General features: G+C 60.6%; 11 protein-coding genes. 8 read left to right on the forward strand and 3 right to left on the reverse strand.

All coding sequences use genetic code 11. The features are described from left to right. Positions 1 to 398: 398 nt before the first annotated feature. Positions 399 to 1,946, forward strand: coding sequence for a flavocytochrome c (locus tag JET14_RS08265; protein ID WP_200337590.1), 1,548 nt, complete (start codon positions 399 to 401; stop codon positions 1,944 to 1,946). 178 nt (positions 1,947 to 2,124) lie between these two features. Beyond that, complete coding sequence (locus JET14_RS08270) at positions 2,125 to 2,847, forward strand: cytochrome c3 family protein (protein WP_200337591.1); 723 nt, start codon at positions 2,125 to 2,127, stop codon at positions 2,845 to 2,847. 255 nt (positions 2,848 to 3,102) lie between these two features. Here the strand turns inward: JET14_RS08270 and JET14_RS08275 are convergent, their stop codons facing one another. Then, a complete protein-coding gene (locus JET14_RS08275) occupies positions 3,103 to 3,723 on the reverse strand; it encodes a YdeI/OmpD-associated family protein (protein ID WP_200337592.1) in 621 nt (206 codons plus the stop codon). Positions 3,724 to 4,163: 440 nt separating this feature from the next. Then, the gene (locus JET14_RS08280; RefSeq protein ID WP_246750567.1) at positions 4,164 to 4,898 is read right to left on the reverse strand and encodes a carbonic anhydrase; all 735 of its coding nucleotides are present in this window, start codon (positions 4,896 to 4,898) and stop codon (positions 4,164 to 4,166) included. Positions 4,899 to 5,124: 226 nt separating this feature from the next. On the opposite strand from JET14_RS08280, the gene JET14_RS08285 reads away from it, so the two are divergent. The 3 genes from JET14_RS08285 (at position 5,125) to JET14_RS08295 (ending at position 9,643) form a co-directional block, all read left to right on the forward strand. Further along, entirely contained in the window at positions 5,125 to 5,526 is a 402-nt protein-coding gene (locus JET14_RS08285) for a hypothetical protein (protein WP_200337593.1), read from the forward strand. 20 nt (positions 5,527 to 5,546) lie between these two features. Next, a complete protein-coding gene (locus JET14_RS08290) occupies positions 5,547 to 7,736 on the forward strand; it encodes a putative bifunctional diguanylate cyclase/phosphodiesterase (RefSeq protein WP_200337594.1) in 2,190 nt (729 codons plus the stop codon). Between the two features lie 368 nt (positions 7,737 to 8,104). Next, positions 8,105 to 9,643: a sulfatase family protein gene (locus tag JET14_RS08295; protein WP_200337595.1), complete on the forward strand. Its 1,539-nt coding sequence runs from the start codon at positions 8,105 to 8,107 to the stop codon at positions 9,641 to 9,643. A 5-nt stretch (positions 9,644 to 9,648) separates the two neighbouring features. Here JET14_RS08295 and JET14_RS08300 read toward each other — a convergent pair whose 3' ends face one another. Next, positions 9,649 to 10,563, reverse strand: coding sequence for a LysR family transcriptional regulator (locus JET14_RS08300; RefSeq protein ID WP_200337596.1), 915 nt, complete (start codon positions 10,561 to 10,563; stop codon positions 9,649 to 9,651). A gap of 260 nt (positions 10,564 to 10,823) precedes the next feature. Between JET14_RS08300 and JET14_RS08305 the strand changes: the two genes are divergently transcribed. From JET14_RS08305 to JET14_RS08315, 3 genes are all read left to right on the forward strand, one after another. Next, positions 10,824 to 12,332 carry an ABC transporter substrate-binding protein gene (locus JET14_RS08305; protein ID WP_200337597.1) on the forward strand — a complete coding sequence of 503 codons (1,509 nt, stop codon included), beginning with the start codon at positions 10,824 to 10,826 and terminating at the stop codon, positions 12,330 to 12,332. Positions 12,333 to 12,395: 63 nt separating this feature from the next. Beyond that, positions 12,396 to 13,349 (forward strand): carbohydrate ABC transporter permease, encoded by a 954-nt coding sequence (locus JET14_RS08310; RefSeq protein ID WP_200337598.1) that lies wholly within the window; start codon positions 12,396 to 12,398, stop codon positions 13,347 to 13,349. Continuing rightward, positions 13,339 to 14,202 (forward strand): carbohydrate ABC transporter permease, encoded by an 864-nt coding sequence (locus JET14_RS08315; RefSeq protein WP_200337599.1) that lies wholly within the window; start codon positions 13,339 to 13,341, stop codon positions 14,200 to 14,202. Before JET14_RS08310 ends, JET14_RS08315 begins: the two co-directional genes overlap by 11 nt. The last annotated feature ends 23 nt before the right edge of the window (positions 14,203 to 14,225 follow it).

The following is a 14,225-nucleotide window of genomic DNA, read 5'->3' on the forward strand; positions in this document are numbered from 1 at the left end:
GCGCCGTCTCAAACGCCCGGTGGCAAACGGCCTATGCCCCGCGACCGGGGCGCGACGCGACCAGGCCGGGGGTTATCTGCCTGCGATGAGGCACACCCGATGAGAGCGGAGATGGAGACGCGTGTTGATCATGAGCAAGGATGTGTCCCCGAACTGTCCGCAAGTCAAGCCGTCCCCGTTGCCGCAAGATGCGTCCAGTTGTCCGATCTCCTGCCCGGTCGGGCCCCCGCCGGTGCTGAAGCCGGCGGCCATGAGGCGGCTTTGACATGGTCCGTTGACAGGGATCAATGCGGCCCGCGATTGGCCTGCGGAGAATGGCTCTGTTGAATGGCCGTCGCCCGACTGCCCGACCTGCGGTCTCTGCGACGCGTGTTCAGCGGATGACAGAGGAGGTCACCATGGAGAAGTCCAGAGACGATCCCCGCGGGCTGAGCCGCAGGCAGGTGCTCGGCGCCGGCGCATCGACCGTTCTCGGCGGTCTTGCGCTTTCCGCTTCCGGAGCATCTGCGCAAACAAGCGAACTTCCAGCCGAATGGGATGAGACTGTCGACGTCGTGGTGGTGGGGACCGGTTTTGCCGGATTGGCCGCCGCCTATGAGGCCGCCAAGGCGGGGGCATCCGTCGCACTGCTCGAGAAAATGCGCACGCCCGGCGGCAACTCGATCATCAGCGGCGGCGTGATCGCTGCGGCGGGATCGCCGCTCCAGGCCGAGCGGGGGATCGAAGATTCGCCGCAGAGCCTTTACGAGGACATGCTCAGAGCCGGATTGCGGCTCAACCAGCCCGAACTTGCCAGAACCGTCGCCGAAAAATCGATGGAAACGGTGCAGTGGACGATCGATGAGCTGGGCGTCCGGTATGCCGGGCTTGTGCACATGGGCGGCCACTCGGTGCCGCGTTCCTACGGACTGGAGGCGGAAAGCGGCTCGGGCATCATCGTGCCGCAGCTGCAAAAGCTGAAGGAACTGGGCGTCGAACCGCGCATGCGTATGCTTCTCAAGCGTATCATCCGTGATGAAGACGGTCGTGTAAAAGGCGTTCTGGTGCACCGCAATTTCAGGCATCCCGATCTTGAAAGCGGAACGCCGATGACGATCAGGGCCAGCCGCGCGGTCGTTCTGGCAACGGGCGGGTTCGGCGCCGATCCGGCTTTCCGGGCGCTGCAGGATCCTCGTCTCGGCGGTGATCTCGATACGACCAACCAGCCGGGCGCAACCGCAGAAGCGCTGCGCGAGGCGCTCAGCATCGGTTGCATCCTGGTGCAGCCGTCATGGATCCAGCTTGGCCCCTGGGCCAGTCCCGACGAGCGCGGTTTCGGCCGAGCGCCGCATTTCGTGCAGGAGGTCACTGCCTCCTACGGGCTCTGGATCGACACGCTGACCGGCAAGCGGTTCGTCAACGAGAACGCCGACCGCAAGACGCGCGCCGACGCCATTCTCGCGGCGGGCAACAAGACGATCGCCATCGCCGATGCTGCGGGTTATGCCAAGGCAACCGGCGGTGACACGGAAGATCTCGCGAGCATGATGAGCGCCGGCGTCGTCAGGGAATATGCCAGCCTCGAGGCGATCGCAGACGCGCATCAGATCCCGCTGGAGCCCTTGCTGGAGACGATCGGCGCCTTCAACCGCGATCTCGATGCCGGCGCCGACAGGGCGTTCGGGCGCTACCTGCCGGCCGATATCGGAACGGTGGCCACGCCGCCCTTCTATGTGGTCAGGCTGTCGCCGAAAATTCACCATACGATGGGCGGCTGCGCGATCAATGCCGATGCGCAGGCGCTCGACATCCGTTCGGGCGCGCCGATTACCGGTCTTTATGCCGCCGGGGAGGTTGCCGGCGGCGTGCACGGGGCCTCGCGCCTCGGCTCCTGCGCCTATGCGGATTGCCTCGTGTTCGGCCGGATCGCCGGGCGCAATGCCGCGGCCGCACCGCGCTGGGATTAGCGCATCGGCCCGAAGATCGGAATCGATTTTCGGAAAGCGCGATGTGTCGATTCCACAGGTTGGCGCTCTGGCGCCGCTGCTTCCTGCGCCTCCGGTTTTCGGATGGAGGCGCGGTGCCTAAACGCGATGCGGCGAAGGGTTGCGCGCCGCATCGGTATTTCAAAGGGAGCTTCGCGTGATGAAACAGGCAAGCATAGGCCAAGTGGTTGCCCTTGTGTTGTGGGCGGCGGCTATCTGGGCGTCCGCAGCAGCGCCGCCGGCATCCGGCGCGCAGGATATCGCGTGTTCGACCCTTGAAACGGCGGTCTCTCAGGATCCGGCGTTGGAGAATATGTCCTCGGCCGAGCGGAGCATCTGCCAGTTGCAGGCGCTGAATGCCGCCTTCGGGGAGGACCGGCGACACGCCCTTCTGTTTCAGTCTTCAGGGTATTTGCGCGATGTGGGGGGCGCCGCCGGCATCAAGACGAGCGCGACCGTCGCCGATGCCGTGACGCCTTCCGCCTGCGGCGCCTGCCATGTCGACGGAGCCGTTCTTCCCGATGCCCACCCTCCTGTCGAAGGGATGACGATGAACGGGTGCCGGGACTGCCATGTTCCGGGAACGCCGCTTGCCCTGGAGGGAAGGCTCCACCTTGACCACACCCATTACCTTTCGGGGCTGGAATGCGCGACATGCCACGGGAATGCGCAGGCGCCGGAGGAGCCGGAAACAGGGGTATGTCTCGACTGTCACGGGCCGCTGGAAGCGCTTGGCGCAAGATCCGCCGACGCGTCCCCGACCAACCCGCACAGCTCGCCGCACGGCGCTCCCTTCGCCGAATGTTCCTTGTGCCATCTGCAGCACGCGCCGCAGGAAAACTACTGCGCGTCCTGCCACAATTTCAAATTCACCTTTCCATGAGGAGTGCTGAGGGGCATTGATGGTTCCGCAAGCCCGCCCGGCGTCGGGATCATCGAGAAACGGTGAGACGATGCCGGGCCGGTCCGGCTTGTAAGCTATTGAATTGACGAATCGTGCTTTCCGAAAATCGACTCCGATCTTCGGGCCGGTGTGCTAGAGCATTTCGCAGTCAGATGGAAACATCTGACGTCCGCGAAAATGCGCTAAAACAAATAGATAGATCATTTCCGCGTTTCCAGGAAATGCGGAAACGATCTAGCGCTCCATCGCGCCTTTGCCGGCGATGATCCTGTCGCGGAACTTCTTGATACGGGCGACGCGGGTCGTCGATTTTCTGGCCTGGTTGAGGTTGAACATATAGCTTCTTTGTCGCCCGGGGGTCAGCGCATGAAACGCTTCGGCCAGTTCCGGATCGGCATCCAGCGCCTCGGCCAGCTCATCGGGCATGTCGATCTCGGCGTGCGCCTTCGGCGGTTTCGTGCCCGCCTCGGCATGATCCATCAATTGCCGCAGATAAGCCCGGATCACCGGTTCCATCCCGCCGACCTGCGCCGCATCGGTGAAGCGGATCATTCCCGGCGTACGGCTGTTCGGCCCTTGCGGCTCAAGCACACCGTCTGTGTCGTTCAGGAGGCTTGGGTTCATGAAGCTCAACCGGAAGTCGCCACGCAACGCGCCGAAGATCGCGATGTTGCGACCTGCATGCATGTAGGTGGGGTGGGCCCACTTCACGGTCTCTTCCAGCCCCATGTCGCGGCATATGCGACGCAGGTTATTGAGGCCGTCGATCCATTGACGGGTCGAGCAGTCCGGTGTGTCGAAGCGCTCGCATCGACCGCAGCCCTTGGTGAAGAAATCATCGGCGTCGGTAATCATCGTCTGCTACGTTTCGCGTGTTGCCCACCCAAAATAGCAGTGCCCAAACAGGTGTAAAGCCTTGAGCGACAACACTGCCGGGCCCCTTGGGACCCAGTGGTCTCGGGTAACCGCCGCGGAACAGGTCCCCCGCGCTTACCGAAGAACTGACCCGCCTCGGCTCCTCGACGAAACCGGGGCGTTCGTCGCCGAAGTCCAGAAGATCAGGCGGATCGGTCGAGGCTGCATCTCCGGCGCGGCCATGGCCGGGACCGTGTTCGCAGTGCCTTTCCGATGGGCTGATGCAGGATCTGAAGACGGTGAAGGACGGGTGAGAGGAACCGCCGGGAAGCGCCATAGGCCTTTGGTTCTCGCCTGGACGACAACATGCCGGTTACTTACGGAGCGCGGTTGGGGACATACCGGGCCGGACGAAGGGATCGGCCCGGCATGCCGAATGCCTAAAAGAAGGTCACGACGCCCGTAGCGATGTCGTAAACGCCGGCGGAGGATTTGATCTTTCCATTGGCCGCAAAATCGGACAGGATCGGGCCGGTTGCGACTGCTTTCTCCGCATTGATTATCGCATTTTGAGCGGTAGCGGCTTCAAGCATGTTTTCCGGATTGTTTCCGATCACGTCATAGACCGCCGGGCGGATCGCGTTCACGAGGCTCGGCAGGTGGCCGGGCGGCAGTTCATTGTCCTCAATCGACGTGATCGTGGCGCTGATGGCGCCGCAACTGGTGTGACCGAGCACCAGAACGGCCTGAATGCCGAGCACGGCGGTGGCAAATTCCAGGCTTGCTATGCCGTCTTCATTGAGGAAATTCCCTGCGACTCTGACGACAAACAGATCACCGGGAGCCTGATCGAATATCAGTTCCGGAATGACGCGGGAGTCAGAACAGGCAACGACAGCGGCAAAGGGCTGCTGGCCCTGTGAGCGACTGTAGCGACCGGCCGAGTGGTCGGTATTATTCGGCGTTCCATCCACGTAGCGCTTGTTGCCATCCACAAGGCGCTGCAGCGCTTCGTCGGGCGAAGCCGGAGCAGCCATCGGCGCACTGCCTGGCTCCTGCGCATACGCGCTCGATACGAAGGGAAGCGCGAGCGAAGCAGCGGCGCCGCCCCTGAGCAGATTGCGCCTGGTTACGGCCCTGTCTTTACAATCCTGACACATGATATCCTCCTCCAAACCCCAAGAACCTTTGCACCCTGCCGATTCATTAGGAAGGGTGAATATACGTCGCGGCCACGAACAACGCCATTAATATTCATGGTTCCGTCCGGCAAGCACGACGAAACCGCGCCGCACCCGGTTGCCTGCGCTGGCGACGCGGCGTGTGAATGCCTCTCCGGCGTCGTTATCGAAGACCTCGACTGGCGCGCCTTTATCAACCGCTATGACAGGGAAGGGGGCTTTGTTCCGGCTCGACCCGCCCTATTTGGGCTGCGACACGGGGTGCAGCAGGGACAGCCTCCTGCGTGCCGGCCTTGCTGAAATGGCGAAGCGGCTCGCAGGGATCAAGGGACGGTTCATCCCTTCGCTGAATGACCGGCCGGAGGCGCGGGAGCGCTTCTCGGCGTTTCAGTTCGCCGATGTGAAGCTCGACTACACGATCGGCAGCGGCGGGCAGAAGCCGGTGGGCGAGGTGTTCATGCCGGTCGGCAAGGATATTCGTCCAGACGGATACCTTCCCGTGTTCCGGGGAAGAATCCCGCTCCGGCCAAGCGGCGCGAGACGAGGCTGGTGGGCTGTTCCGGACAAGAGGTCGGGGGACACTCTCTTGTGCGGAAGATTGTGTTCCTTCATAGTTTTCTAATTACATGGCAGGTTTCGAAAATGCGCAGCAAGACAGTTTCTCTCAAATACTCGGGTTTCCTTCTCAAGCGCGCCCTGCCAATATTGGTGTTGACCGGCTGCATCGGCCTTGGCGTCTTGGGGCTCCTGATCTGGGCGGGTCAGGAGGCCGATCGCGTGTCGTACAATCGACAGGCCAGTCTGGCTCAACTCGTTGTTTCTCAACAGCGTTCCAAGGTCGCCCACAATCAGGAAAGTGTGACTGTATGGGACGATGCCGTCGAACAGGTGCGCGCGCGTGACAGCGAATGGATGGATAATAATCTTGGAGCCTGGATGCATGAGTACTTCGGACTCGATCAGGCCTATGTTCTCGATCCCTCGAATCAAGCAGTTTACGCGTTTGCAGATGGCGGACAGCGGGCTCCGGATGCGTTTAGCGTAGTCGAGGACGAAGCTCTGCCTTTGGTTCTTGCTCTTCGCGACAAGCTTCGGGTCGGCGACGACAGCCAGGTCAGCGATACCGTACTCACGCCCGGCGTATCTGATTTGGCCGTCATCCAGGGGCGTCCCGCTGTCGTCAGCGTCAAGCCAATCGTTTCCGATACCGGTGACATTCAACAGACACCCGGTGAGGAAAGCGTTCACGTGGCTGTGCGCTTCCTTGACGGAAGCCTGATCGAAGAGCTGAAGACCGACTATCTGTTTGAAGACCTGCATTTTTCATGGTCGGCGAGCGATGCGCCGCATTATTCCAGCCTGCCGTTCTATGCGGCTGATGGATCCGTTTTGGGATACATGGTGTGGCATCCCCATCACCCGGGTGAAACGATGCTATCAAAGCTTATCCCGGTTTTGTCCGCCTTTATTGTATTGGCACTTTGCGCAATTGCGTTCTCTCTGTTCCTTTATCACAACCGTTCAAAAGAGCTGCAGGCGAGCGAGGAGCAGATCCGGTACATGGCGCTCCACGATCCGTTGACCGAGCTTCCCAACAGAAACTATTTCAACGAGTACGTCGATGTCGAGTTGACCAAGGGAGGGGCGAGCGCCCTTCTGTTCCTCGATCTGGATCGGTTCAAGCAAGTGAACGATACGCTAGGCCACCCTTCAGGTGACGCTTTGATTCGCGAATTCGGTCAACGTTTGAAGGCTATCGTGCGTCAGGGCGATGTCGTTGCGCGCGTCGGCGGGGACGAATTTACCGTGATGCTCAGGGGAAAGGTCAGCGTGGGGGAAGTCGATGGTATCTGCCAGCGCATAGTCGATTCTGTCCGCCGTCCCTTTGTGCTCGGCGGCCAGGAAGTTTTTGTCGGCGTGAGCGTTGGAGTGGCGCTGGCGCCGCGCGATGGCAATGACCGTGTCAGCCTGCTTCGGAGGGCTGATGTTGCCCTGTATTTTTCGAAGAACTCCGGCCGCAGCCGGTATACCTTCTTTTCCGAGAATATGGACCAGTTGCTCAGCAGGCGCCAGGAGATGGAAGGGGATATGCGTGCGGCCCTGAAGGCCGGCAATGAATTTCAGGTTCACTATCAACCCATTATTGACGCTCGCGACCATCGGGTCAAAGGGTACGAGGCGCTCCTGCGCTGGGAACATCCCAAATTCGGCTCGATCTCTCCCGAATTGTTCATTCCCGTAGCGGAAGAAACCGGGCTGATCGATGCTGTCGGCGCGTTTGTCTTGCGGGAGGCCTGCACCGCCGCAGCTGAGTGGTCCGGGAAGTCCGTTGCCGTCAATGTGTCCGGCATCGAACTCCGCGACGAAGGCTACGCCGCAAAAGTCAAAAATATACTGTTGTCCACCGGACTGTCGCCGCAGGCTCTCGAACTGGAGGTGACTGAAACAGCCGCGACCGACGAGGCCTCTGCCGTCGTCGCGAATCTCGACGCCCTGCGTGCAATAGGCGTGCAGATCGCGATTGATGATTTCGGGACTGGCTTCTCGTCGCTTGGCCGGCTGCGAACCCTGAATGTCGATCGCATCAAGATCGACAGAAGCTTCGTCCGGGGGTTCGGCGAGAAAGCCGGCGATGAGGCTATAATCCGGGCCATTGTTGAACTGGCCCACGCGAGTGGCCTCAAGACGACCGCGGAAGGCGTGGAAACGTCATTTCAGGACGCCGGTCTGATCAGGATTGGCTGTGACAGCCTTCAGGGCTTCCTGTACTCGAAGCCCGTTCCTCTTCGCGACATTGAACTCACTCGCTTTACCGACAGCTCGCCCGGCTGAGTGCAAGAGCGGCGCATGGACGTGGCCGTGGCGTGCGCTTGTTGCCGGCGAGAATGCTCGCGTCGATGGCATCGCTTTCGAGATCGGCAAAATCCGTGGTCGCCTCGATGGAAACCGTGAGGTTCCTCCGTTCGCATGTGAAGCGGCGGAGGCGCCTACACCAGCCATGTCTGTCCACTGATCGTGAGATTTTGCACAAGCTCTTTCTTGGAATGCCGGAAATGTCATTCGGCCTTCGCTTTGACGGAATTCCGATCGAAACACTTCCGACCTGCGAGCGATAAAATTGTTGCATGAAGCGGTTACGCCTTTCGAAAACTCCTGCCGCCGCATTTCGCTATGGTGCGGCGTCGGGATGGGAGGCGTTTATGACGAGGCCGAATATTTTGCTGATCACCACCGATCAGCAACACTACAACGCGCTTGGAGTTCGTGATCCAGGACTGAAGACACCAAACCTTGACCGCTTGTGCCGGGAAGGGACGCGTTTTGACCGGGCTTACTGCTCCTCGCCAGTCTGCACGCCATCGCGGGCAAGCATCATCACCGGGCAGTACCCATCGCATCACGGGGCCTGGACAATCGGGGTCAAGCTGCCGGAGGATGTCCCGACTGTCGGCGAACACCTGATAGCCGCAGGCTACAATACCGCGCTTGTCGGCAAAGCGCATTTTCAGCCGCTTGCCAGCACTCCGGAGTCCGAATCGCTCGAATGTCAGCCGATCCTGCGCGACCTTGATTTCTGGCGGGGGTTTAACCGGACCTGGTATGGGTTCGAACACCTGGAACTTGCCCGCAACCACGCCGATGAAAGCCATGCAGGCCAGCACTATGCGATCTGGATGGAGGAGAAGGGGCTTGTCGACTGGCGCGACTATTTCCAGCCGCTTTCGGGCGAAAATGCTGCGAAAGCGCCGCGCACCGGCAAGAAGGGCAGCTACACCCGGCTTGACCGTTCATGGTCTCTCCCCGCCGACATGCACTATACGACGTGGACCGCGGAACGCAGCATCGCCTATCTCGACGAGCATGGCCGCAGCGGAAAGCCGTTCTTTCTATGGGCGAGCTTTCACGATCCGCATCCGCCTTACACCGTCAGCGAGCCATGGGCGTCGATGTACGATCCGGACGACATGGAAATCGATCGGGTCACGCCCGGTGAGCATGACCGCAACCCGCCGCATTTTGGCAAGACACAGGAGGAAAATCCGGATTTCGGAGACTGGCATGATCCCTATCAGGCGCATGGCTGTGAAAGCCATCTCTATCCGGAAGAAGATCTGAAGAAGGACAAGGCCACCTATTTCGGAATGATGAGCTTTCTCGATTCCGAGATCGGCCGCATTCTGGACAGGCTCGACGACATGGGCCTGGCGGAGAATACGCTGGTGGTGTTCACCACCGATCACGGCCACTTTCTCGGTCAGCACGGCCTCATCGCCAAAGGACCGTTTCACTATGAGGACATGCTGCGTCTGCCGATGATCGTCAGGCTGCCGGGCAAGGTGGCCGCCGGCGCGGTCAATGCGGATATGCAGAGCCTTGTCGATCTGGCGCCGACCTTTCTGGAGGCCGCCGGCATTGCCGTGCCCGGCGAAATGCAGGGCGTCTCGCAATGGTCGAACTGGCAGGGCGGACCGGAAGCGCGCGATTTCATTTTATGCGAAAACCGGCACAATCCGGTGATGCCGCATGTCGAGACCTATGTCGACCGGCGCTACAAGATCACGGTTTACCGTCAGGGCCATTTCGGCGAACTGTTCGACCTTCAGGATGATCCCGGCGAGATCGACAATCTCTGGGATGATCCCGCTTCGCAGGACCTCAAGGTCAGGATGCTTCATGCCATGATACAAGGCATCATGAAATCCGAACCCACCCGCATGCCGCGGGTTGCCGGTGCGTGAGGTCGCTATGCGAGGCGTTGGTCGATGGTCTCGAAATAGTCCGCGCACAACGCCATCAGCGCCTGAAGCGGCGGATAATGGCTGATCGCCTTGCGGTAAACCGCTCCGGTGTCTGAGTTTCGCCGCCCAAGCTCGATCGGCACGGTCAGGATCGGGCGACCGGGAATGCCGAGGGCGGCGGCATCGGGAAGGATGCAGAGATAGTCGCCGTCCTGCAGAAGGCGGAAAATGGCCAGAAGAGAGCTTGATCTCACCCTGATCTGCGGCAGTCGCCCGGTGCGTTCCATGACGGCGTGCAGCGTCTCCGCCTCGTAGATCGGATCGGCGGAATAGATGATCCATGGGTAGCAATGCACGGCTTCATAATCGTCGGCGCGGCATTGCTGGATCGGATGATCGGCGCGGGCAACGAGGCGGTCGCAGATCTTGGAAAAGGCGCGTGTCTCCAGGTTGGGATGTTCGCTTTCCGCGTAAAGCCCGCCGAACGAAACATCGATTAGCCCGTCGATCAACGCCTGCGATGATCCGGCTACGCTCGGCGCCATTTCAAGCGTCAGATTGGGAAATTGCGCATGCAGTTTCGAGGTTATCGTCGGCAGCACGACGGAGGACCACAACGGCCCGGCATGAATGCGCAACCGACCTTCGGCGGCCGGGTCATTGCCCGCCAGCTCCGCTTCGGCGAGCTCCCAGTCGCGGGCAAGCCGCGAAATCGTTGAAAGAAGCTTGGTGCCGAAAGGTGTCGGCCGAACGCCGCGGGCATGGCGCTCCAGCAGCTTGGCATCGTAGAAGTCCTCCAGTTGCGCCAGCGACCGCGAAAGCGCGGGCTGGGTCACGTTCAGGACTTCCGATGCCTTGCGTACACTGCCCGCTTCGGCAATCGTACGGAAGCGGAAAAGCAGGCTCATTCTGTCCAGCATAGCTATTAAATTCCATTATCGCTGCAGCAAAGAATGGCATTTGTTTTTGATAACTTCAATTGATATCCGTCAGTTCGCAACCGTCATCGAATGGTTTACCGACGCCGCCTGCAGGAGGAGATTTGCGGTTGGCGTCATACGTTGGCTGCGAACTGTTTTCGCCTGAGGAGGCGTGTCCGTTCGTAAACGGAAAATGGTAGATTTACGTGTCGGGTCTGTCCTGACCGAAAACCGGTCAGGTGGCGCCAAGGGAGGAGACTATGACGCAAATGACATCGATGAAACGCCGCCAGTTCCTGGCTGGCAGCGCAGCGCTCGGCGCGCTGGCGCTGACCGGCGCCGGACGGGCTTTCGCGCAGGAGTTTGATATTCCGGCCCCCATCGGCCCGATCAATGCCGACGGTCCATTTCGCTGGCTCGACAGCGGCGATCAGAAGGCGACGTTCTACAAGGCGTTCTTCCCTGAATACGCCAGGGCGCGTGACATTGAAGTGGTCTATGATGGGCTGCCCTGGAACGAGATCAACCAGGTCCTGCCGCTCGGCATCCGCAATAATACCGCACAGGACGTCTTCAACCTGCCGCTCAACATGCCGCCGGCCTACGCCGTCAACGAGGGCTGGGTTCAGGCCTACGACGATTTCATCCCGGATATCGAAACCTGGAAGCAGGAATTTCCGCCCGGCGCATTTCTGGAAGGCCTGAATGTCTTCAATGGCAGGACCTATGGCCTGCCATACACGTCGGCGCGCGTCAGTTCGGCTTTCACGCTCTATAACCGGAAGTACCTGAATGATGCCGGCTATGACCCGGAGGCGACGCCGTTTACCTGGGATACATTCCGCGCGGCGGCGGCCAAGGTTACCGAGATGAATGCCGGGCGCGCCTTCGGCTTCATTATCGGCGGCAACCAGGTCAATCGCTGGTGGGATGCCTGCCGGACGCTGGCACAGACCAACGGCCTGGCCTGCGGCGATACGTCGATCGGCAACGGCGTCGATTTCCGCACCGGCGAGGTGGTTTTCGACGCCAACGAAATCGTCGGCGCCATCGAGCTTCTGCTGGCGTTGAAGTCGGACGGCTCGATCTTCCCCGGCGTGATGAGCATCAATGCACCGCAGGCGCGCGCAATGATGCCGCAGGGCGCTGCCGGCATGATCCTCCAGGGGCCGTGGAATATTCCCCAGTGGGAGCGCGAGAACCCGAATTTCGATTTCGGCATAGCGCCGACCCCCGGCAAGGGTGGCTACTCCATCGTCGGCTCACTGGCATCGGCGTCGAACACGATGTTCATCTATTCGAAGTCCAAAAACGCTTCCGTTGCCGCCGATATTTTCCATTATCTCGGCACGGAAGAGGGCCAGATCGCGTGGGGCAATGTCGTTGGCTCCTCCGATCCGCCGATCTTCCCGAAGGCTGTCGAGCAATCGACGATGTCGGCGCGATCGAAAAAGGCGTTGCAGATGTTCGAGCAGACCATCCGCATTTCGCCCAACCCGTTCGCGCGCAACCCGGAGCTTGCGGCCGTCGCCAGCATCTATCAGGAGCCGACCCCGAACGCCGCCCAGACCATTCAGGGCCTGTTCACCGGCCAGACAACCGACATCAAGGGCGAACTGACCAAGCTGGTCTCGGCCACCAATACGGCGCTGGATGCCGCTTTCAAGACGGCGAAGGAAAATGGGGCGAATGTCAGCCGTGACGATCTCGTCTTCCCCAACTGGGACCCGTCGAAAGACTATGTGGCTTCGGATTACGAGGCGCTTTGAGGCTGGAAGCAGGCGAAAAGGGCCCGCCGCCGGCGGCGGGTCCGCAGTCAGGAAAACTATCCCATGTCCGATTTCACCGTGTCATCCAGTCTGAGGCGCCGTCTCGGCGCACGGATCTGGAGCAGCCGCATCGACTATCTGTTCCTCGTTCCCGGCATGCTCATCTTCGGCGCCTTCATTCTCTACCCGATTTTTGCGGCGGAATATTTCTCGCTGCTGAACTGGTCCGGCTTCGATGCCAATGCCAAATTCGTCGGGCTCGCGAACTATGTCGAATTGCTTCGCGATCCGTTCTTCTGGAATGCATTCGGGCGTTCATTTCTGTTCACGCTCAGCACCGTGCCCGCGCAGATGATCATTTCGCTGATCATCGCGATCATCCTGAACAACAAGCTTCTGAAGCTCTCGGCCCTTTTTCGCACGATGATCTTTCTGCCGGTGGTGACGCCGGTCGCCGTCATCGGCATCGTGATGACGATCATGCTGTCGCCCTTCAACGGGCCGATCAACATGGCCATCCTGGATATCGGTCTGCTGTCGCGGCCGCTGGACTTCCTCGGTGACCCGGACCTGGTCCTGTGGACGCTGGCGGCGATCTATGTCTGGAAATGGGTCGGCGTCACCATGGTCTACTGGCTGGCCGCGCTGCAGACGGTTCCCGCCGAACTCTACGAGGCCTGCAAGCTCGATGGCGTGAAGGGCTGGCAAGTCACGCTTTACGTCATCATGCCGATGATCATGCCCTTCGCCATCGTCATCGCGCTGATCTCTGCCATCAGCGCGCTCAACGTGTTTCCGCTGATCATGTCGATGACCCAGGGTGGACCTTATTTCGCCTCGGAAGTGATGGAGGTCTATATCTTCCGCTACGCCTTTGCCACCGCAGGCGCCATACCGCGTCTCGGCTATGCCAGTGCGGCGGGCGTGTTCTTCGGACTGGCGATCATGTCGCTGACCATTCTTCAGGTGCTGGCGGTTCGCCACCTGCGCAACAGGGAGAAGCCCCATGCCGCATGATGCCCGTGTTGCAATCCGGCAGCCGGCGCTGACGCCGCGCATGCGCCGCGTTCTGGTCTCCGTCGTGCTGGCAGCGGTCTGCGCCGTCTGGATCTATCCGCTGTTGTGGATGGTCTCGGCGTCGCTGAAGGACAATGCCGCGATCTTCGCCAATGAGGGGCTGATCCCCGGGCGGCCGACGTTCGAAAATTATGTTCGCGCCTGGAAAGAGGCCAATATCGGCTCCTATTTCTTCAACACCGTTTTCGTCACGGTGGGGTCGGTTCTCCTTGTCACGATCGCCTCCTCAATGATGGGCTATGTGCTGGGGCGCCGGCGGTTCGTCGGGCGCGGGCTGATCTTCGCGCTGATCGCGTTCACGATCTTCGTGCCGCAGGGCTATACCATCATCCCGATCTTCGACCTGTTGACGCGCATCGGGCTTGGCCAGTCGCTCTGGGGCGTGATGCTGGCCACCTGCGGCGGGTCCTTCGTCATCTTCGTTCTCCTGTTTGCCGGCTATTTCAGTCAGATACCGAACGAGCTCGAAGAAGCGGCCAAGATGGACGGCGTCAGCTTCGTCAAGACTTTCTGGTACGTCATGCTGCCGCTTGCCCGCCCGATCGTTGTCACGGTCGTGGTGATGCAGACGCTCTATGCCTGGAACGATTTCCTGCTGCCGCTGGTCGTCACGCTCGCCAATCCCTCGATCCGGACGCTCTCGGTCGGCGTCTACGCCTTTCGCGGGGAGAACTTCATCGACTGGGGCGGCATGACCGCCGCTTCCACGATCTCCATCCTTCCGGTGGTGGTCCTGTTTTTGTTCCTGCAGCGCTACTTCATCGACGGCCTCGCCGGGGCGGTGAAGGGATGATTGCTGAGCTATTTGGGAGAGAC

The organism is Martelella lutilitoris, from assembly GCF_016598595.1.
GTDB classification, from domain to species: domain Bacteria; phylum Pseudomonadota; class Alphaproteobacteria; order Rhizobiales; family Rhizobiaceae; genus Martelella; species Martelella lutilitoris_A.

Excerpts from the sequence above, each read along its gene's own strand:
- JET14_RS08265 (WP_200337590.1), top strand. The coding sequence starts at position 399 with ATGGAGAAGTCCAGAGACGATCCCCGCGGGCTGAGCCGCAGGCAGGTG.
- JET14_RS08270 (WP_200337591.1), top strand. The coding sequence starts at position 2,125 with ATGAAACAGGCAAGCATAGGCCAAGTGGTTGCCCTTGTGTTGTGGGCG.
- JET14_RS08275 (WP_200337592.1), bottom strand. The coding sequence starts at position 3,723 with ATGATTACCGACGCCGATGATTTCTTCACCAAGGGCTGCGGTCGATGC.
- JET14_RS08290 (WP_200337594.1), top strand. The coding sequence starts at position 5,547 with ATGCGCAGCAAGACAGTTTCTCTCAAATACTCGGGTTTCCTTCTCAAG.
- JET14_RS08295 (WP_200337595.1), top strand. The coding sequence starts at position 8,105 with ATGACGAGGCCGAATATTTTGCTGATCACCACCGATCAGCAACACTAC.
- JET14_RS08300 (WP_200337596.1), bottom strand. The coding sequence starts at position 10,563 with ATGCTGGACAGAATGAGCCTGCTTTTCCGCTTCCGTACGATTGCCGAA.
- JET14_RS08305 (WP_200337597.1), top strand. The coding sequence starts at position 10,824 with ATGACGCAAATGACATCGATGAAACGCCGCCAGTTCCTGGCTGGCAGC.
- JET14_RS08310 (WP_200337598.1), top strand. The coding sequence starts at position 12,396 with ATGTCCGATTTCACCGTGTCATCCAGTCTGAGGCGCCGTCTCGGCGCA.
- JET14_RS08315 (WP_200337599.1), top strand. The coding sequence starts at position 13,339 with ATGCCGCATGATGCCCGTGTTGCAATCCGGCAGCCGGCGCTGACGCCG.